Source organism: Subtercola boreus (genome assembly GCF_003399635.1).
Lineage (GTDB): Bacteria > Actinomycetota > Actinomycetes > Actinomycetales > Microbacteriaceae > Subtercola > Subtercola boreus_B.
This window is the reverse complement of the sequence record NZ_NBXB01000042.1, coordinates 23,149-43,061: the sequence shown is the minus strand read 5'-3', so window position 1 is coordinate 43,061 and position 19,913 is coordinate 23,149. Positions and strand designations below refer to the sequence as shown.

Sequence of the window (19,913 nt, the reverse complement as noted above, 5' to 3'; positions counted from 1 at the left end):
CGGCTCAGGCGCCGTTTCCCTCGAAGGCCGAATCCTCGTACTCCTCGGTGAGGCCGTGCGGCGTCTTCTCCCAGTGGTGCGGGCTGAACACGATCTGCCAGGCCGCCCGCCAGGCGGCGATGGAGTGCAGGATCCAGTACGCCGGGTTCAGCAGCGCGAACATCGCGACGCGCCAGTTGTAGCGCTTCCAGGCCGCGAGGCCCGAGACGATGATCATCAGCCCGTTCGAGAAGAGCATGTTCGTGGTGCCGGCGACGATCAGCCACTCCGGCAGGTTGAGCCCGATGAACTGCACCCCGAGGTAGGTGAACACGGTGAAACCGAGAACCAGAGGATAGAGCAGGAAGGCCAGGGGCGTTCCGAGGATGAGGGCCACCAGCGACAGCGCGCCGAGGGGGCCGTTCACCCTGAACCAGCGCACCGGGTGCCGGGTGTTGACGGCGGCGGTCATGATGTAGCCCTTGATCCAGCGCGTGCGCTGCCTGATCCAGGCGCCCACCTCTGCGCAGGCCTCTTCGCCGGTGGAGGCCTCGATCACGCCGACGCGGTAGCCGTGGGCGGCGACGCGGAGCCCGAGGTCGGCGTCCTCGGTCACGTTGTAGGGATCCCAGGCTCCGAGCTGGCGGAGCACGGCGGTGTCGAAGTGGTTGGAAGTGCCGCCGAGCGGAATGGGGAGGTGCGACTGGTCGAGCCCCGGCAGCATCGAGTCGAACCAGTGCGCGTACTCCACGGCGAAGAGCCGGGTGAGCACGTTGTAGTCGGCGTTGAAGTAGACCAGGGCGCCCTGCAGGCAGACGAGCTTCTTCTGCGAGGGATCCACGTAGCGCCGCTCGAACTCGTCCTGCCGGAACGCTGCCACGGTGTCCCGCAGCTGGGACGGGTTCGGGCGGTCCTCGGCGTCGTAGATGACCACGAACTCGCCGCGGGCGAACGACAGCCCGTAGTTGCAGGCGCGGGGCTTGGTCTGCGGGCCGCCCGGAGGCACGATGACCATGCGCACGTACTCGGGTGGCCGCATCGTGCGCACGGCGGCGATCGTCTCGTCGTCATCGGCCTCGAGCAGCACCATGACCTCGAGCTTCGCCTTCGGGTAGTCGATGGCACCGATGTTCACCAGCAGCTTGCTGATGATGTTCGCCTCTTTGTAGGCGGGGACGAGGATCGTGTAGATCGGCAGTTCGTTGTCGGGGACCCTCGACGGCAGAGGTTCGAGCCCCCGGCTCACCCGTTCGAGCGAGACTTCGGTCGCCCACCGTTCCTTGTCACGCACGTTGAAGGGCGCACGGAAGCCCGCGACGGCCTTGAACGCGATGTTCATCAGGAAGATGAGGTTGGCCGCCGTGAGAACGAGCACCAGCGTCGCGGTGAGGTTCACGAGGCAACCGGCGACGATGAGCGCCACGAGCACGCCGGGCGCGACGATCTGCCAGCGACGGAGGCCCGTCTTGGCCGATTCGTCCGAGCTCTCGGTGGCGAGGGCATCCGAGGCGCCGAAGAGCAGGCGGGTACGGCAGGCCGCCTCGACTGCCTGGTTGAGGTCCCAGTCCGTGGTGGTGCGCACCCGGATGCTCCTGACCCCGAGCATCCGGCGGGCGGAGTGGATGACGTCGTCTGTCGGAGGGACCGTCGTGGCGATGACGGCACCGTTGCCTTCGCGTTTCCAGGGCACCCAGCCGGCCTCGATGTACTGCTCCGGCTCATCGATGGAGAAGAGTCCGGCCTCGGGGGGATCCGCCACGAGATCGACGAGGGGAGCCTCCCACTGCTCGGCGAGGGCCTCATACATCTCTCGGCGCGTGATCACACCCGACAGGATCAGCTGGCGCCCGAGGAGGCCCCCCTCGTGGGCCTGCCGCAGGAGGGCATCCTGAACCTCAGCCTCGGTGACGAGACCGGCGTTCACCAGGATCTCACCCACCCTGAGCGAGGTGCGGTCGAGGTCGGTCATGAGGAGATCCGCTCGTAGATTCGGTAGTCGCCCTCTTCGAAGACGACCCGGTAGGAGGTTTCGAACGAGGGCTGCTTCTTCACCGCGTCGTAGACCAGGTCGGCGACCCCCGTCTGGCTGAGCTCTGGCGCGTCGGCCGTCGAGACGAAGACCCACTTCGCGTGGCCCACCGGATCCGCGATCGCCGCCGTGAAGAGTTTGCCGGTCGAGCGGTTGTAGTAGTCCACGAGCGGAATGCCGATCTCGGGCAGGAGCGCGCTGCCCGCGGCCGATTCATCCATCAGCACCTGCCCGCCGTCGTAGTGGTCGCGGAGGAAGGCTGCGGCATCCGTCGCGCCGCTGGCCGCCTTCAGCTGGATGTAGCCGTCGGCTTCGGCGATGACGGATGACCGGGCGGGGTCTGTCGCCCACCAGGCCGTCTGCAGCACAAGCGCGAGGCCGACGAGGGCGAGGAGGCCCGGTGCGATCGTGGGCACACGGGACAGGCTGTCGACCAGCACCGCCGCGAGCACCGCCAGCCACGGGATGACCGCCAGCGCGTACCTCGAATTCCACCAGTTCTCGGGGAGAGAGTGGTCGTTGTTCATGTGGGTCTGGCCGAGATAGAGGCTGAGCAGCGAGAAGCCGTAGGCGACGCCCATCACCCAGACCAGCAATGCGGTGTTCGACAGGCCGAAGCGCCAGGCGAGCATGATCGCGCCGCCGATGCCGAGCACGACGGTGAGGGCTCCGGCGGTCTCCAGAACCGACCAGTTGTAGGTCCAGAGCGTGAGCCCGGCATTGTGGGTGTAGGCCAGCAGACCGGCGTCAGCCGTCGCCTTCTGCAGGTTCGACGCGGAGTACTGCCCGTTCAGGAACTCCAGCGGATTGCCGTAGACGGCGTAGTTGTAGGCCAGCCACCAGCCGATCGCCACCGCGGGCAGCACGGCGAACGACAGCGACATCTTGACGGCGTAGCGCCACTCCTTCTTGCGGCGCCAGCTCGCGATCAGCACGACGACGGTTCCGCCGACGACGAGCACCCAGCCCTCGTAGCGGGAGAGCGTCGCGCCCGCGGCCGGGAGCCCCGTGAAGACCATCATCTCGCCGGCGCTGAGGTTCCGCCGGGAGGTGACCCAGTGTGCAAGGCCGGCGAAACAGCCCATCATGCAGAGGATCAGCACCGGTTCGGTGAGGGCGGTGGTGAAGACGTACAGGATGCTCGGGTTGGCGATGATGAGCAGCACTCCCGCGATGCGTGCCGGGCGGCCCAACCCGATCCGTGCCGCCACCCGGTAGACGCCGCAGGCCGTGCCCATCAGGCAGACGAGCCCGAGGAGGCCCGCGGCCAGCCCGGTGTGCCAGAGCCAGAGGTTCTGCACGAAGGGAACGAGGATGAGGCTCGGCACCGGCAGCCAGACGGTTCCGAGCTGGGTGAATCCCGGCGCCTTGCTGTCGAAGAGGCGACGCGAGATGGTGAGGTGGCTCTGCGAGTCGGCGTAGGCGATGTTCAGGCCGCTCGACGTGGTCACGATCACCGCCACGATCCCCACGGCGAGAGCCGCCACCGCGACCACCATCGTGCCCGGCACGCGACGACCGACGGCGGGGGCTCCGAGCGACGCCCACCGTTCGAGGCACCACAGGGTGAAACGCGACGACGCGAGGGGGGAAGGGGGCGCTGCTGCTTCCGACGGTGCCGGACGTTTCGCGCGAGGCACCGCCGGAGCCGGTGCCGCCTTCAGGGTGCTCACGCCGGCCCCGCTCAGTCCAGCGGCTTCGTGCGGCCGGACGGGTCCGCCTCGCCCTGCTGGGCGGAGACCCGGTCGGAGTCGGCGGCGAGCTGTGCGTCCACGTACTTCGCGAGCTTCCGGCGGCGGCGGCGCCTGCCGATCTCGCCGATCACCCCTGCGAGGATCAGGATCGCCAGAACGATGCCGCCCCAGAGGGCGTAGGAGTTGTAGTCGGAGGTCACGGCAGTCTGGGGCACGATCGCGTTGCTCGACAGGGCGACGGGTTCGTCGGCACCGGGGCCGGCCACGATCACGTCGCCGGAGAGGCCGAACCACGCACCCGTGCCGGTGAGCGCGTGATCGGCCGCCCGGCGCTGCAGGGAAGCGGTGGCGTCGGAGGCCGAGCCGTCGGGGGCCCAGCCGCCGAGCATCAGGATGTTGCGACCATTCGTCTCGAAACCCTCGAGTGCGGCGTAGGGAGTGCTGGTGCCCACGCCGAAGGTGAGAGTCTTCGAGTCGATGGCCTTGAAGGAGTCGAGCCGGAGCGGTGCCTTCAGCGTGTTCGAGTCCTCGGAGGTGGCTCCGACGACCAGGCCCGACAAGGTGGAGGAGGCGAAGTCGCCCACCGACATGACGCTGACCCCGAGCTGCACGGTGGAGTTCCGCTGGAGTGATGCGACGATGTCGCCCGCCGCAGACAATGCGGATGCGGCATCCAGACCCGTGCCGAAGGCCACAGGGAGGGTCTGGCCGAGGGCCTGCGGGAAGCGCTGGAAGCCGGCATCGAGGGACTGGCCGCGCGTTCCCGAAACGGTCGACGCCCGGTTGTCGACGAAGAGTTCGATCGGAATCGACGTCTCGGGCGGAAGGCACTCGCCGCTCGCCCGTTGGGCGCTCAGTGTCACCTTCAGGGCGTTGGCGGCGGTGAGCCGGGTCGACGCGACCGGGAGGCTCACATCGAAGGCGGGAGTGTTCCCGAGCACTGCCGACCCGATGAGGAAGTCGTTCCAGTACACGTTCATGGTCGCGACGACGGAATCGGGGATGGCGGAGTGTGTGCCGACGACGTGAACGGTGGCATCGCCGATCGGGCCACCGAAGGCGGACTGGCTCACGTTGACCACAGACGCCGTCTCTGCCGGAACCGAGAGGGCGATCTGGTTGCCAGCACCGAGATCGGTGAAGGTGTGCTCGAGACCGGCCACGAGGGAACCCGCCGTGCTGGAACCTGATTGGGACAGCCCGGAGGTCGTACCCGCGAAGGCGAGCGGGAGGTAGGCGCTGCCGAGGGCGGCACCGGCGGCGGCGAGCTCGCTCTCCGGGCCGGTGATTGTGAGCTGGGGCACCCCGGCGGCCGAGGTGGAGAGGGCCGTCTCGACGGGCTGCGAAGAGTCTGCCGAGGTGTCGCCCGTGCTGGCGAAGGTGACGATCCGCCCGCGCGTGGGCTCCACGCTCACGGCGGAGGTGGCGTCGGAGGCGGTGGTGAGGCTGAGGGCCACCGGCGAGGGGAAGGTCTTCGCGAGCGAACCGATCGCGGCGAGTCCCGCTGCGCGGACAGCGCCCGACGGGTCGTCCGGAAGGGTCACTGAGATCGCGTTCAGGGCCGGGGAGAAGAAGTCGGCCACCGTTGTGGGCGCGGTGGCGTCACCCGTCACCGCGACGGTTCCCGCACTGAGGCTCACGCTCGCGGTCGCCGGGGGAGTGCAGGCGGCGACGGCCGCAGCATCGGAGAGCGCGCCGGCCGGAATGTAGGTGAGGCCGATGGCGAGGCGGCCGTCGACGACATCGGAGGCCGAGAGCGGGATGTCGAGGGCTGCCGCCTGCGCTGCGTCGACGCTCTGGCGGAGCTCCCCTTTCACCGTCACCCGCACCGTGCCGGACGTGCCGGTCGGGTCGGATTCCACGGGGGTGAGGGTCGCCGTCGCGGCAGTCGGGGAGAGCCCGTCGGGCACATCCACGGTGACGAAGACGGGAACCGAGTCGTCGGGGATGGAGTCGACTCCCGCGAACGAGATCGTGCCGGGGGCGTCGACCACCTGCCCGGCCGCCAGTGCCCGTGACGCATCGGTTGCGCTCGCCGCTGTCGCCGCAAGGGGTGCGCCCAGGAGGAGTGCGGGGGTGGCCAGCAGTGCGACGGCGGCACAGACGGTTCGACGGGACCAGGCGCTCATGGACCAACCTTGGAAGACGGGCACAGACGATGCGCCGGGTTGACGGTGGAGATTGCACAGATGAGGGGATTGTGCCGAACTCGCATGAGGTCTAATCCAATTGATCCCCCAAAACGAATCCTAAGGCATAACGAAAAGGCGGCGTGCCTCCTTCTGGGGCCAGTGGGAACTGCTCTGGATCTGGGAGATCCGTCATCTTTGCCCGTCTTCTCTCGTGGTGTGGGGCGGGCGTCGTCAGCGTCTGATGAGCGCAGAGCGGTGCCGATCTGCGCCGGCCATGGCGAGAGCATCCAGGCGGGACATCGCCGGGTGACGATTGTCGAACCCGACTCTGACGGCGCAATACGCCTGAAATAAACGAGAGTGATAATGGGATTGCAGCGTAAGCCGTTGCAGTTCCACCGGGCCACAAGATCTCGGTGGTGTGTGGGACACGTCGGTGTGCACGCGCACGGCTCCCGGGATCACTCCACGGCTGTGCTCGGGTTCTCCGACCGTCTCATTTCCTGCCAGCACCAGACAAATGAGAGATCATGCCGCTCAGAGTTTCCATCGTCGTCGGTAACCCGAGGCCGAAGTCGCGCACCCTGAAGGTCGCCGAGACCCTCGTCGAGAAGCTTCTCGAGAAGGGTTCGTACGACGTCGAGGTGATCGACCTGGCCGACCACGCCCAGGAGATCTTCGCGTGGCCGAGCGAGAAGATGGCCGCGCTGAACGCCGGTGTCGCCGCCAGTGACATCGCGGTGTTCGCCTCGCCGACGTACAAGGCGACGTACACCGGGCTGCTCAAGGCGTTCCTCGACCGCTACCCGGCGAACGGTCTCGCAGGGGTGACAGCGATCCCGGTTCTCACCGGGGCCGACCTGTCGCACTCGATGGGGCCGACCGTGAATCTCGCGCCGCTGCTCGTCGAGCTCGGCGCAAGCGTTCCGGGTCGGGGCTTCTACTTCGTGGCCGGCCAGATGGACCATCTCGACGAGATCGTCACCACGGCCGCCGAGGAGTACGCCGCGAACCTGCGGCGCCTCGCGAACGTCGCAGCGCACGTGCGCGGCGGCATCCACTCACTCGTCTGACCTGTTGGCTCACATCACCCTAGGGAGACAGCACCATGGAATCAGGACTGAAGACCGTCACGGGAGACGCGGTCGACGCGATCGATCCGCGCGCGTTCCGCAACACGCTCGGGCACTACGCATCGGGCATCACGATCATTGGCGGACTCGACGGCGACGAACCGGTCGGGTTCACCTGCCAGTCGTTCTACTCGGTGTCGACCGAACCGCCCCTGGTGTCATTCAGCGTGATGCTGAACTCGACCACCTACCCGCGCATCCGGGAGACCGGCACGTTCAGCGTCAACGTGCTCTCCCAGGAGCAGCACGAGATCTCGAACCAGTTCGCCCGGAAGGGCACCGACAAGTGGGCCGGCATCGACTGGTCGGCGACCGCGAACCGCAACCCGGTCATCGCGGACACCCTGATGTGGCTCGACTGCGACATCTGGGCCGAATATGAAGCCGGCGACCACTACATCGTCATCGGCAAGGTCAACGAGATGAGCTCCGCCGACTGGCACACCCGCCAGCCCCTGCTCTACTTCAAGGGCCAGTACCGACACCTCCGCGAGGTCGAGGCCGCCGCCCAGCTGAGCCCGGACGGCAGGCGGTCAACCGGCGTGTGACCGCCTGCCGTACGGCGCTGGCGAGGGCGGCGGCGACGGCGGCGACGAGATCGCGGCCCTGCTGCCTCTCCTCGAATCCCATGCCGGGCGAATCGTGTTCAACGGCTACCCCACCGGTGTGCGCGTCTCCTGGGCCCAGCAGTCCGGCGGCCGGTGGCGGCCACGAACTCGCAGCACACCTCCGTCAGGGTCACCGCTCTCCGCCGGTGGCTCCGGCCGGTGGCGTGGCAGAACGCTTCGCAGCAGCTCCTCCCCGCGGAGCTTCGCGACGGCCCGCTCGCGGTGCCGACCCGGCTCGACGGCGTCCTGACGCTCCCTGCGGTCTGACGCGCGGGGCTGCGGCCCGGCGGTTGATTCGTCGGATTGGTCGTGCTCCTCTCGTCCACAGCCGGGCCGAATCGCGGGTATTCCACAGATTGCGCGAATCGGCCCATGGACATCTCCTCGCCTGATTGACTGAGGGCATGAATCGAGGAGTGCTCATGAATGATGAACGGCAACTGCGGCAGCATCAGCTGCGAGCAGAATTCGCTGCCGCCGCCCAAGCCGTCATGGCGGGGGAGCGGGAGGCTGCTCGTGCTGCCGCGGGTCACTTCGTGCTGGTCGAGCGGCTTCGCGTGGCAGGGCTCGCGCTGCACTTCTCCGACCAGTCCTCGGGTGGCCCGAGGTGGTCGGAGCAGGTCGTCGTTCAGCGCACCGTGGTCACTGAGCTGGCCGTCGGTGCGCACCTCAACGAGGCGGATGCCCGGCGCAGGCTCGACACGGCCAAGGGTCTGGCCGGGGCGTACCCCGCGACGCGCGCAGCACTCGAGCGTGGCACCATCTCCTCCCGTCACGCCGAGAAGATCGTGCAGCACGGAGCCCTCCTGCCGCCGGATTCCGTCCCCGACTATGAAGCCCGCATCGTTCCGATCGCCGAGCGGATGAGTGTCCAGCGGCTCGAGCGTGAAGCACGGGCCGCAGTCGAAGACGCCCAGTCGACGACCTCCATCGAGCGTCACGCCGAGGCCGCACAGGGTCGTCGCCTCGTCTTCGACCCTGCAGCCGACGGCATGGCCTGGCTCAGCCTGTTCCTGCCTGCCGTCGAGGCTGCCGCGATCCACAATCGGGCGACGGGTCTCGGTCGCGTCCTGAAAGCCTCCGGCGACCCGCGAACCCTCGCCCAGCTCAGGGTCGACGCTCTCGCCGACCTCGTGCTGAACGGGGAGTCATCGATTCCCGGGGCTCCGCGAGGCCTGCGTGCCCACGTTCGCGTCACCGTCCCGGCCCTGATCCTCCTCGGTCACGAACACGCGGGTTCGGCGGAGCTCGAGGGCTACGGCCCGATCGACCGGCTCACCGCCCTGAAACTCACCCGGAGTGCTCCGGCGTTCCAACGCGTACTCACCGACCCGGCGACGGGTATCGCCCTCAGTTACGGTCGCACTAGTTACAAGGTGCCTGCCGCGCTCGATGAGCTCATCCGAACCGTACACTCGGAGTGCACTTTCCCTCTGAGTTGCACCTCCGCCACGACGGCCGACCTCGACCACACGGTCGCCTTCGCAGAGGGTGGCGAGACCAGCCTCGGCAATGTGAGTCCGCTCTGCGCCAGCCATCATAAGGTCAAGCACCACACCGAGTGGAAGGTCGAGCAACATCCCGGTTCTGGTAGATCCGCCGGTTCCCTCGTCTGGACCTCCCCGGCCGGCTTCGCCTACACCGTCGACCCCACCCCGATAGCGAGGCCGACCCGATAGCGAGGCCGACCCCGACAATGAGGCTGACCCCAACGGCGCAGCCGACGCTGATGGCGATGCCGACGCTGATGGCGCGCCGGGCATCGACGGCGCCCCGAACCCCGGGCGGAGGGCCGAGCCCCCAGTTCGTCGAAGCCGCCCCGTTCTGATCCCCGGAGCCGTAGGCGTAGAGCGAGGGCTGAGGGCGTGGGCGGAGTGCGAGACCGGAGAGCCGCAGGCGGAGGGTGCGGGCGCGTCAGTGGGTTGGTGAGGGCGGCACTGTTCCGGCGGTGGCGGTGGCGGCGGCACGCGCCGCAAGCACGGCGAACGCATCGGCGAGTTCGGGCGGTGCGATGATCTCGATGTCGGTATCGAAGCGGGTGAGGGAGGCGGCGAGGGCGATCCATGACCAGGCGCCGGACTCCAGGGTGCAGCGTTCGGGGCCGAGTTCCTCGACGAGGCCCTCCTCGGCGTAGGGCAGCACTGCGTCCGCGGGCAGGGCGAGGATGACCTTCCCCCGGCAGGGCCATGCATTGGTGCTCTCGGATCCCTTGAAGCGCGTGGCGACATATTCGCCCACGTCGCCGCCGGGGATCGCCCGGGGTTCGAATCGGGGGCCGTTCGGGGTGCGGAGGGTGATGCGGTCGGCGCGGAAGAGGCGCCAGCCGTCGCGGTCGAGGTCCCATGCCACGAGATACCACCGGCCGTGGGAGGTCACGAGGTGGTGCGGCTCCACACGGCGGGGTGGCCTCGGCGCGGCGGGGTCCTCCCGGCTGTTGAGTTCCCGGCCCCTCAGATAGTCGAACCGCAGCACTTCGCGTGCGCGCGTCGCCGCCGACAGGGCGATGAGCAGCTCCGGTGAGACCGCGTCGGGCGCTGTGCCGCCGAGGCGGAAGGGAACCACCTCGAACCGGAGCGCATCCAGTCGGTGACGGAGGCGTGAGGGCATGACCTGCCGCACGGTGGTGAGGGCCCGAAGTGCCGCCTCCTCGATTCCGGCGCCGGTGACGGTTGCCGACTGCAGGGCGACGGTGAGGGCGATGACCTGGTCGTCGTCGAACAGCAGCGGTGGAAGCTCGGCGCCGGCGTCGAGGCGGTAGCCGCCATCCGGTCCCATCGTGGCCCGGATGCTGTAGCCCATCTCCCGGAGCCGGTCCACGTCACGGCGCACCGTGCGGTGGCTGATCGCCAGCCGCTCGGCCAGCAGGGCACCCGGCCAGTCACGCCTCGCCTGGAGCAGGGAGAGCAGGTTCAGCAGTCTCGTGGTCGTCGTCGCCATGATTCCAGACTAATTCGAGTAGAGGACCGAAACTGTCCTATACGGCTGGAAGAGTCGATGTTGTCGGGGAGACACCCGGCACCTTCGAATAAAGACTCTCGAGCAAGGGGAAACCATGAGCATCCAGACGACGACCCACCTGAACTTCCACGGCGAAGCGCGGGCGGCACTCGAGTTCTATCAGTCCGTCTTCGGCGGCCAGCTCGTCGTCGCGACGTATGGAGACTTCGGGATGCCCACAGAGGCCTCGGGCGCTTCGACTGTCGTCTTCGGCCAGGTCGAGAGCGAGGGCGGCTTCCGGGTGATGGCGTACGACGTGCCGGGGGAGGCCGGTGCTTCTTCGACCACTGCAGGCGCGGCCGGATCGACCCACCGCGAAAACGGTGTGACCCTCACCGACCAGACGTTCTTCGTTTCGGTGCGCGGCGAGACCCTCGACGATATCCAGGGCTACTGGGCCGCGCTCTCGGTCGACGGCGCGATCGTCGAGTCGCTCGCGGCGTCGGCCTGGAGCCCCGGCTTCGGGATGCTCACCGATCGCTTCGGCGTGACGTGGATCCTCGACGTGGCTTAGTTGACGAGCAGTGCCGTCTCGGTGAGTACGTGGTCGTAGGCGTCGATGGCCTGCGATTTGGTGTCGCAGGCGATGTTGATGGAGACACCCTGGTTGAGGGTGGCAAAGGCTCGGGCGACGGCGACGTGGGGGCGCCCGCTGCTGTCGTTCCCGGCGAGGCGGCGGGTGTCGACGATGGTGCTGTCGTCGGGCTGGCCCAGAGCGATGTAGTCGTCGTCGGCGTAGTCCGCGACATCCGATGCCGAACTCGACGTGAGGGCGGCGAGGTAGCTGTCGGTGGTGGCGAGGTCGTCGCCCGCCGTGATGTCGAGATCGGCGGCGAGGGCACCTTCGTGGAATGTCGTCGTGCAGCGCTCGTCTTTGGAGGAGTAGACCCACGTTCCGTCTGTCTTGGGTGTGGTGAGTTTCCACAGTTTGTCTCCGAGGAGTCCGTCGCTGATGTGCGGCACGATCCCGGCGCGGAGGGTGCTCCCGGCGGCGAAGGTGATGTCGCTGGAAGCGTCGGGTGCGCCGGGAACTGCTGGAGCGTAGGGGGTAGCGGTTGGCGCCGGAACGGCCGTGCTGCCGGGCCCCCGGGCATCCGGAGCCGGGCTGGTGAACACGTTGTGGCGGGTGATGAAGGCTCCGGATGCCGCGGCGATGACGATCGCCACGATCGTCAGAACGGTCACGACGAAACCGGTGAGCAGGCCGATGTAGCCGATGATGAGGCCGGCCAGGGCGAACTCCCGCCCGCTCTCGCTCGTGCGACGGATCTGCGACAGGGCGATGTGCCCGGTGATCACCGCCATCAGCGAGAGGAAGAATGCGCTCACGAGCGAGAGGATCGCGAGGGCGTTGACACGGGCATCCGGCTGCCCCGGCTCGTGCGGAGTGTGGGGGCGATTCGGTTGCGACGGCTGTGGCAGGGTGCTCATGGCCAAAAGATACACGCCCGAAACACGATGGGTGGCTTCCGCGAAACACGACCCGCCTAGTGTCGTGAATGTCAACGATCCCGCGGGCCGTCGACCTGCGCTTCCGCCCGCTCTCCCGTCGTCTCGAGTCCGCTTCGAACATCCGTCAGCACAGGATGTCCGTGAGCGCCAGCACCCACGAGAAAACCACCGGAGGGCCAGATGCGCCGAATTCACGTTTTAATGGACTCAAGGCTGTTTCACGATGCCGGAGGCCCACAGTGAACACAACGCGTGTGAATGCTTCACCCGACCAGATCGTGGTCAGTGACGCGCTCAAAATCTACGGCGGCTCAGGTTCCTCGGCCGAGGTCACGGCGCTCTCGCACGTCGACCTCACCGTCGACCGGGGCCAGTTCGTCAGCATCATCGGCCCGTCGGGCTGCGGCAAGTCGACGCTGCTGCGCCTCATCGCGGGGCTCGAGACGGCGGACTCTGGCGACGTCTCCGTGTTCGGAGCCGACCCCGACCAGGCATGCGCTGCGAAGATGATCGGTTTCGTTCCGCAGGTTCCGGCCCTGCTGCCCTGGCTCTCCGTCGTCGGCAACGTCACACTGCCGTCGAAGGTCAACCGGCGGGCGGATGCGCTGCGGCGCACTCTCCCCGGACACGTTCACCGTGACGCCGCCGATCCGCGTGCCCTGCTGGCCAAGATCGGGCTCGGCGATGCGCTCGACCGCCTGCCCCACCAGCTGTCCGGCGGGATGCAGCAGCGGGTTGCGATCGCCCGGGCCTTCGCGATCCAGGCCGACGTTCTTCTGATGGACGAACCGTTCTCCGCCCTCGACGAGTTCACCCGCGAAGCCATCCAGATGCAGCTGCTTGAGCTCTGGGAGCAGATGCGCACGACGGTCGTCTTCGTGACGCACTCGATCTCCGAGGCGGTCGTGCTGAGCGACAAAGTGGTGGTGATGTCGGCCCGGCCCGGGCGGATCGAAGCCGTGGTCGACATCGATCTGCCACGACCTCGCCGGCAGGGGCTACTCGAGTCGGCGGCCATGCACGAATACGAGCATCTCATCCGTGGCAAGCTCCAGACCGCCTGGGCTGCAGGGCCGGTGGCCCGATGACGAACCACGCTGTGACACATGACTCCGCGAAGAACGCTGCACTGCCTCTCGATACCACCGACACCGCGATTGCCACCGCGGCCACGGCGTCCGGAACGGCGGCAGCCGCGACATCCGACCGGCGTGCGACGCCCCGCCGCTCGACCACCCGCCGGTCGATCCTCCGCCCCACGATCTGGCTGCCTGTCGTCGTCGCGCTCCTCGTGGCCGGTGTGCTGTGGGAAGTCGTCGCGATCAACAACACGTACCTGCTGCCGCGGCTCGGGATGATCGGCCAGGCCATCATCACCCAGCCTGCGTTCTACCTCGAGAACGCCTGGGTCACGCTGTCGGAGGCCCTGATCGGGCTCGTGATCGGCTTCGTGGCGGCGTTCATCGTGGCGGTGATCGTGACGGAGTCGGGGATCCTCCGCCGGGCGATCATGCCGCTGGCCGTCGTGCTGAACGTGACACCGGTGGTGGCCATCGCCCCGGCACTGGTCGTCGCGTTCGGTTTCGGGCCGGCACCGAAGCTCATCGTCACGGCGCTCATCACGTTCTTCCCGATCCTGATGAACGTGATCACAGGGCTCAACTCGGTGTCGCCGCCGATCCTGCAGGTGTTCGCCACACTCCGGGCCTCGAGGCTGGAGGTGTTGACGCGCCTCCGGCTCCCGTCGAGCCTGCCGTACGTCTTCGCGGCGTTGAAGGTCGTCTTCCCCCTGTCGATCGTCGGCGCTGTGGTCGCGGAGTTCTCCGCCCCGGGCGCGGCGAAGGGGCTCGGCACGGTGATCAGCGTGGCGTCATCCAATTCCCGGCTGGCAGTGGTCTACGCGGCCATCCTGTGCCTCGCGATCATGGGTGCGGTGCTGCTGTTCCTCGTGACTCTGCTTGAGAAGCGCGTTCTGCGTTGGCATGAATCGCAGCTGTTGAAGCGCGGCTGAGCGTTCGCGCGCACCTCTTTCTCTCTTCCCCCTCCTCTCCACCCGCACCACAGCACCCGTTTCTCTGCCCTTTCCAGAACCAGGAGTCAGATATGCCCACCCGACGTACCTCCCGCCTCATCACCCTCGCCGCCGTTGCGGCCGCCGCAGCGCTCGCGCTCGCCGGATGCTCGAGCTCCGGCACCTCCACCTCGACGCCCGCCGCGTCTGCAGCCAGCGCGATCTCCGCCGACCGCTGCGCCTCGAACAAGGCCGCGGGCAAGATCACCTACATCACGGGCTTCCAGTACCAGGCGTCGGCGTCGATCCTCGACATCCTCGCGGCGAAGGAGCTCGGCTACTTCGATGCGCTCTGCCTCGACGTGGAGATCCAGCCCGGCACGGGTGACACGGCCGGCAACGCCCAGCTCGTTGCTGCGGGCACGGCGACGGTCACCGACCTCGGTGGCGACTCCGACCTGCTGCTCGCCCGCTCGAACGGAGTGGACGTGACGGCGATCGCGACCTACGGGCAGGTTCCGATCACGACCCTGATGACCGGCACCGGCATCACCGACCTCAAGCAGCTCGAGGGCACCACGCTCGGCCAGAAGGGCCAGCTGCCGCCGGAGCTCAACGCGATGCTCGTCACGAACGGAGTGGATGTCTCGAAGATCACCCAGGTCGTCGTGGGCTACGACCCGACCATCCTGCCGCGTGGCCAGGTGCAGTCGCTCACCGGGTACAAGTCGAATGAGCCGCTCACGCTGAAGGCCGCCGGGGACGATGTGAAGCTCTGGAACCCGGAGGACTACGGCATCCCGGGCACGTTCGGAACGGTCGTCGCCAACCCGGCGTTCGTCACCGCCAACAAAGCGACCACCGAGGACTTCCTGCGCGCGGCGTTCCACGCCTACACCTACTGCGAGACGAACGCCGCGGAGTGCGTCGGCTATGCAGCCGCCCTCGCCGGTGGCGGAGCGAGCTACGACGTCGACCACAACGTGGAGGTGTGGAAGACCGAGACCGGTCTCGTGACCTCGTCGCAGCCGACCGGCACGCCGCTCGGATCGCTGAACACCGACCTGATGGCCAAGGAGATCTCGTTCCTCGTCGACAGCAAGCAGCTCACGACGGCTCCGGATGTCTCGGCCTTCACCGACCCGTCGATCGTGTCGGCCATCTACAACGGCACCGAGCTCATCTGGCCGGCCCCGTAACTGAACCAAGGAGTCCCACCCGTGAAACAGCGCGAATACGGCATCTTCCTGCCGATCGGCAACGGGGGGTGGGTGATGTCGACCACGGCGCCCCACCCCCAGGCCACCTATGACTACAACCGCAAGGCGGCCGTGCTGGCCGAGCAGAACGACTTCGACTTCATCATGTCGATGGCGAAGTGGCGCGGCTACGGCGGCACGACCGACCATTGGGGCCAGACGCTCGAGTCGATCACGCTGATGGCCGCGCTCGCCGAGGCCACGACCCGGGTGAAGATCTGGGCGACCGTGCACACCAACCTCATCCACCCCGCAGTGGCGGCGAAGATGTTCACCACGCTCGACCAGATCAGCAACGGGCGCTCGGGGCTGAACATCGTCGTCGGGGCCTATGCCAAAGAGTTCGAGCAGATGGGCCAGTGGCGCAGCGACTTCGACCACGACACGCGCTACCGCTACACCGAGGAGTGGGTCGAGGTGATCGAGCGGCTCTGGGCCGAGGACTCTGTGACGCACCACGGTGAGTTCTTCACGCTCGACGACTGCGAGTCGCGGCCGCACCCGGCCGTGCATCCGACGCTCATCAGTGCCGGGCGCTCGCCGCGGGGGCTCGACTTCCAGTCGAAGCGGGTCGACGGGTCGTTCCTGACCGCCGCCGACATGCCCGGCCTCCGCGAGAACAGCCTCGAGGTGAAGGAGCTGGCGGCCGCCCAGGGTCGCGAGATCAAGACGTACTCGATGCTCACGGTCGTGATGGACGAGACGGATGCCCGGGCCGAGGCCCGCTTCCGCGAGTACGGCCGCGGGGTCGACACCGAGGCGATCGTGAACATGAAGCTCTCGTGGGGCCTTCCGCTTGACAAGGCGATGTCGATGAGCGCTGACAAGCCGGAGTTCGAGGCGTTCCAGACGGCCGTGGTGACGGGATCACCCGAGACCGTGCACGAGCGCATCGACGAGCTGATGGAGACGTCGGACATCGACGGGCTGATGATCGTCTTCCCCGAATACCACGACGACCTGCCGCCGTTCGGTGAGCAGGTCATGCCGAAGCTCCGGGGGGAGCGGGCGGGCGCCGGTCAGGTCGTGGCAGCCTCGACCGCAGGGGATGACACCACCGGGCTTCTCGCCTCGTTCGACGAGCGGATGTCGCTGTGAGCGAGACGGCTGGCGGCGACCTGCACGGGGCCGAGGAGCCGAACACGGGTCTTCGCGAGCGACAGTTCGCGGCGCTCACCGCGCCGGGCCAGACCGGGGCGCTCCTCGTGGTCGATGTGCAGCGATCCTTCGCGGACCCCGACTACCTGCCCTGGGTCGACGCTGACTACCTGCCCGTGATCGCGCAGACGGTCGTCTCCGTGGCTGCGCTCGTCGAAGAAGCCCGCGCGCTGGGAACCCCCGTCGTCTGGATCCAGCTCGGACAGACCCCCGATCGACCGTGGAAGTCGTCGCTTTGGCTCCGCGACATCCCGGCCGACCAGCCCTGGCCGGGTGCCGACGAACCGTGCGTGCTCGGCACCCCCGGGGCGGAATGGTTTGGAATGGCACCCGCTGAGGGCGAGCTCGTCGTGACGAAGCGCGGCTACAGCGGGTTCTTCGGCACGACGCTCGAGCACGAACTGCACGAGCGCGGCATCGACTGGGTGAGCGTCGTGGGCCTCACAATCGACTGCTGCGTCGACGCGACGGCCCGGGATGCGTTCCAGGCCGGCTGGCCGGTGCTCGTACCCGCCGACGCGACGGCGGCCTACGACGCCGAGCTCCAGGCGAACTCCCTGGCGAATGTGGCGCTCAACAGTGGGGTCGTCGTGACCTCGGCCGACGTGGTCGCGCTCTGGAGGCTCGCCTCATGACCATGCACCTCGCGTTCGACCTCTCCTTCACGCACACCGAGGGCAAATGGGCGAGCCCCGGTTCGTGGGAGGGGCGGACATATCCCGATGTGCGCATGTTCCAGGAGCTCGCCGTCCTCGCGGAGCGCGGCGGCATCGACATGCTCTTCTTCGGCGACGGAACCAGCATTCCTGACACCTGGCAGGGTTCTCTCGACGCGGCCGTGAAGTGGGGCATCCAGTGGCCGCGCCAGGACATGAGCCCGTACATCGCCGCCATGGCCCAGGTGACCTCGCACGTCGGTTTCGGGCTGACATATTCCTCGACGTTCATGCATCCCTATTACGTGGCCCGGCTGCTCAACTCGCTCGATCACGTGACCTGCGGGCGCATCGCTTTCAACGTTGTCGGGTCGACCAGGGTCTCGGATGCCCGCAACTACGGTTTCGACATGCTGCCGCCGCACGGCGAACGCTATGACCGCATGGAGGAGTTCATGGCGGTCTGCGCCGCCCTCTGGGATTCGGTGGACGCCTCGGCGATCGTCGCGGATCGTTCGACCGGAGTCTTCGGCGATCCCGCCGGTGTGCACCCGATCGATCACCGCGGCGCGCACTTCGCGGTGCAGGGGCCGCTCAACTCGGTGCCGAGCCCGCAAGGGCATCCCGTCGTTGTGCAGGCCGGTTCGTCGCCCCGCGGAATCGCGGCCTCCGCCCAGTTCGCCGACATCATCTTCGGTATCGGCGGGCACCTCACCTCGCAGCAGCGGCACCGTACGGCTCTGGATGCCGCACTCTCCGCTGCCGGCCGGGATCCCGCTGGCGTGGGGATCCTCTGGGCGGTGCAGGTGATCCTCGGCCGCACCGCCGATGAGGCCGCCGCCCGCAAGGAGGCCATGCTCGACGTCTGGAACCACGAGGCGGTAGGTGCCTACCTCTCGTACAACAGCGGCTTCGACTTCTCAACTCTGGCCCGATCGTTCACCCTGTCGGATGTCGCGGAGCAGATCCGCCTCGCCGAAGGCACCCAGGCCGGATTCGTGCAACTCGTCATCGACGAAGTGGGCGATGACGCACGGATGTCGCGCGACGAGTTCTTCGAACGAGGCTGGCGCTACGCCACCGGGTACGACCAGACCTACGCCGGCACGGCCGAGTCGGTTGCTGACGCCCTCGAGGAGAACTTCGAGGCGACAGGATCCCGCGGGGGCTTCATGATCGCGAACCCGCTCTCGACCCCGTCGTCGCTCGCCGACGTGGTGGAACTGCTGGCGCCGGAACTCCGCCGGCGCGGTGCGGTCGGGCCCGCCTACCCCGGCGGGACTCTCCGCGAGAATCTGCTCGCGTGACGGATACCTCTCGGAAACCGCCAGAGACCCAGCGGGTGCCGTGGGAGCAGATCGTGCTCGTCTGCGCGCTGGTCGGCACCTCCCAGATGACGTGGGGCGCCCTGGTGCCCGCGCTGCCGCAGTACGCCCAGCAGTTCGGCGCCTCGGCGGTCATCCTGGGGCTGATCGTCTCGTCGTTCGGGCTCGGGCGCCTGCTCGTGAACGTGCCCGCCGGGCTCCTCCTGAAGCGCGTGCCCGCTCGGACTCTGCTGTTGAGCGCCACCGGAGCCCTCGCTGTACTCACCCTCATCACCGGTTTCATCGACAACGTCGTGCTGCTCATCGCGGCACGGTTCCTGGCGGGCATCCTGGGCGGCGCGGCCGTCACGGTCGGGCTCGCGGTGCTCACCCAGCGCACCACGCCCGCGAACCGAGGCTCCATCCTCTCGACCGTGCAGGCCGTGCAACTGGCGGGAGCCGCGGTGGGCCCGGTGCTCGGCGGCGTCGTGCTGACGTTCGGTACGCTCCCGCTCGTGTTCGTGGTGGCCGCGATCCCGCTGATCGTAGTGATCGTCTGGGCGCTGGTGTGCCCGAGCCCGGCTTTCTGGTCGTCGGAGTTCGTGCGCGACGCCGCGGCGGAGTCCCCCGATACCGGCGGAGGTGCCTCGGACGTCGGTGCGGCATCCACACCGGCGGGCAGCATGGATGCCCGGGCCCACCGACGCGTGCTGGTCGGCATCTGCGTGCTCGCCTTCGGCATCTTCTTCGTGCGGTTCGGCGGCGACCAATCATTCATTCCTCTTCTGGCATATGACCAGGGCGGGCTCACGCCGCTCACGCTCGGGATCGCCTACGGCCTGACCACTGTGGTGTCGCTTGCCCTGCTGCCGTGGGTCGGTCGGCGTCTGAACGCGGGCGCCCGCCTCGGATTGCTCATCGTTCCCACGCTGCTGGCGGCGGGCGCGATCTGCCTCTACCCGCTGGCGCAGTCGCCCTGGTTCTTCGGTGCGCTCATCGTGGCAACAGGCGTGCTCTCAGGCGTCGGAAGTCTCGTGCCCGGCGTGATCCTCGCCGACGTCACGCCGCGCTCGCGGGTCGGCGGCGCGGTCGGCCTCTTCCGCACCGTCGGCGATGCGGGTGCGGTAGTGGGCCCCCTCGCGCTCGGCTCGGTGTTCGATGCTCTCGGGGTGACTTGGGCGGTGGCGCTCCTCGCGGCGGTGAGCGTGGTCGCGCTGGCGGTGTACCTCGGCCTCGCGCGCTCGGCGCGCCCTGCTGTCCCCGCCCTCCCCGCCCGCTGAACCGTCTCGCCCGCCACCCGCTCTCCTGCGACCCGCCCCCTACCGGCATCGAAGGGACCCGAAGTGCTCTGATCGAGTGCGGTTGGAGCACTTTGCGTCCCCTCGGTGCGCAGCGGACGGTGTACCGCGACCAATCCGCCCGTGCCGCGGCCGCGAAGAGGAGGAGGAAGAGTGCGGGACGGCGGAGATCCGGCGCTCCGTGTACATCCAGCGGTCAGGTG

18 protein-coding genes are annotated in these 19,913 nt (G+C 68.1%); 13 read left to right on the top strand and 5 right to left on the bottom strand.

The annotated features are described in order from the left end of the window. Positions 1-4: 4 nt before the first annotated feature. The 3 genes from B7R22_RS16045 to B7R22_RS16035 are packed head-to-tail and all read right to left on the bottom strand — an operon-like array spanning position 5 to position 5,831. Positions 5-1,948 carry a glycosyltransferase gene (locus tag B7R22_RS16045; protein WP_116412705.1) on the bottom strand — a complete coding sequence of 648 codons (1,944 nt, stop codon included), beginning with the start codon at positions 1,946-1,948 and terminating at the stop codon, positions 5-7. Beyond that, a complete protein-coding gene (locus tag B7R22_RS16040) occupies positions 1,945-3,681 on the bottom strand; it encodes a hypothetical protein (protein WP_116412704.1) in 1,737 nt (578 codons plus the stop codon). Before B7R22_RS16040 ends, B7R22_RS16045 begins: the two co-directional genes overlap by 4 nt. Before the next feature lie 11 nt (positions 3,682-3,692). Next, entirely contained in the window at positions 3,693-5,831 is a 2,139-nt protein-coding gene (locus tag B7R22_RS16035; protein ID WP_116412703.1) for a hypothetical protein, read from the bottom strand. A gap of 533 nt (positions 5,832-6,364) precedes the next feature. Here B7R22_RS16035 and B7R22_RS16030 point away from each other — a divergent pair. From B7R22_RS16030 to B7R22_RS20130, 5 genes are all read left to right on the top strand, one after another. Continuing rightward, the gene (locus B7R22_RS16030) at positions 6,365-6,907 is read left to right on the top strand and encodes an NADPH-dependent FMN reductase (RefSeq protein ID WP_116412702.1); all 543 of its coding nucleotides are present in this window, start codon (positions 6,365-6,367) and stop codon (positions 6,905-6,907) included. Between the two features lie 35 nt (positions 6,908-6,942). Beyond that, positions 6,943-7,515, top strand: coding sequence for a flavin reductase family protein (locus tag B7R22_RS16025; protein WP_116412701.1), 573 nt, complete (start codon positions 6,943-6,945; stop codon positions 7,513-7,515). A gap of 153 nt (positions 7,516-7,668) precedes the next feature. Continuing rightward, a complete protein-coding gene (locus B7R22_RS19315) occupies positions 7,669-7,842 on the top strand; it encodes a hypothetical protein (RefSeq protein WP_172582481.1) in 174 nt (57 codons plus the stop codon). 155 nt (positions 7,843-7,997) lie between these two features. Beyond that, positions 7,998-9,254 carry an HNH endonuclease signature motif containing protein gene (locus tag B7R22_RS16020; RefSeq protein WP_172582479.1) on the top strand — a complete coding sequence of 419 codons (1,257 nt, stop codon included), beginning with the start codon at positions 7,998-8,000 and terminating at the stop codon, positions 9,252-9,254. A gap of 17 nt (positions 9,255-9,271) precedes the next feature. Beyond that, positions 9,272-9,403 (top strand): hypothetical protein, encoded by a 132-nt coding sequence (locus tag B7R22_RS20130; RefSeq protein ID WP_301182625.1) that lies wholly within the window; start codon positions 9,272-9,274, stop codon positions 9,401-9,403. A gap of 86 nt (positions 9,404-9,489) precedes the next feature. On the opposite strand, the gene B7R22_RS16015 is transcribed toward B7R22_RS20130, so the two are convergent. Beyond that, positions 9,490-10,512: a helix-turn-helix transcriptional regulator gene (locus B7R22_RS16015; RefSeq protein ID WP_116412699.1), complete on the bottom strand. Its 1,023-nt coding sequence runs from the start codon at positions 10,510-10,512 to the stop codon at positions 9,490-9,492. 115 nt (positions 10,513-10,627) lie between these two features. Here B7R22_RS16015 and B7R22_RS16010 point away from each other — a divergent pair, with 115 nt between their 5' ends. Further along, on the top strand, positions 10,628-11,086 hold the full coding sequence (locus tag B7R22_RS16010) for a VOC family protein (protein WP_116412698.1): 459 nt from the start codon (positions 10,628-10,630) through the stop codon (positions 11,084-11,086). On the opposite strand, the gene B7R22_RS16005 is transcribed toward B7R22_RS16010, so the two are convergent. Beyond that, positions 11,083-12,003: a DUF4190 domain-containing protein gene (locus tag B7R22_RS16005; RefSeq protein ID WP_147305422.1), complete on the bottom strand. Its 921-nt coding sequence runs from the start codon at positions 12,001-12,003 to the stop codon at positions 11,083-11,085. The genes B7R22_RS16010 and B7R22_RS16005 overlap by 4 nt on opposite strands. Before the next feature lie 275 nt (positions 12,004-12,278). Here B7R22_RS16005 and B7R22_RS16000 point away from each other — a divergent pair, with 275 nt between their 5' ends. From B7R22_RS16000 to B7R22_RS15970, 7 genes are all read left to right on the top strand, one after another. Beyond that, positions 12,279-13,112, top strand: a complete 834-nt coding sequence (locus B7R22_RS16000) for an ABC transporter ATP-binding protein (protein ID WP_253259129.1) — start codon at positions 12,279-12,281, stop codon at positions 13,110-13,112. An 11-nt stretch (positions 13,113-13,123) separates the two neighbouring features. Then, positions 13,124-14,035: an ABC transporter permease gene (locus B7R22_RS15995; RefSeq protein WP_253259128.1), complete on the top strand. Its 912-nt coding sequence runs from the start codon at positions 13,124-13,126 to the stop codon at positions 14,033-14,035. Positions 14,036-14,127: 92 nt separating this feature from the next. Then, positions 14,128-15,234 (top strand): ABC transporter substrate-binding protein, encoded by a 1,107-nt coding sequence (locus tag B7R22_RS15990; RefSeq protein ID WP_116412695.1) that lies wholly within the window; start codon positions 14,128-14,130, stop codon positions 15,232-15,234. Positions 15,235-15,255: 21 nt separating this feature from the next. Beyond that, a complete protein-coding gene (locus B7R22_RS15985) occupies positions 15,256-16,392 on the top strand; it encodes an LLM class flavin-dependent oxidoreductase (protein WP_116412694.1) in 1,137 nt (378 codons plus the stop codon). Then, on the top strand, positions 16,389-17,087 hold the full coding sequence (locus tag B7R22_RS15980; protein WP_253259127.1) for a cysteine hydrolase family protein: 699 nt from the start codon (positions 16,389-16,391) through the stop codon (positions 17,085-17,087). The genes B7R22_RS15985 and B7R22_RS15980 overlap by 4 nt, the downstream gene beginning before the upstream one ends. Next, entirely contained in the window at positions 17,084-18,415 is a 1,332-nt protein-coding gene (locus B7R22_RS15975) for an NtaA/DmoA family FMN-dependent monooxygenase (protein ID WP_116412693.1), read from the top strand. Before B7R22_RS15980 ends, B7R22_RS15975 begins: the two co-directional genes overlap by 4 nt. Beyond that, positions 18,412-19,692 (top strand): MFS transporter, encoded by a 1,281-nt coding sequence (locus tag B7R22_RS15970; protein ID WP_147305421.1) that lies wholly within the window; start codon positions 18,412-18,414, stop codon positions 19,690-19,692. Before B7R22_RS15975 ends, B7R22_RS15970 begins: the two co-directional genes overlap by 4 nt. The last annotated feature ends 221 nt before the right edge of the window (positions 19,693-19,913 follow it).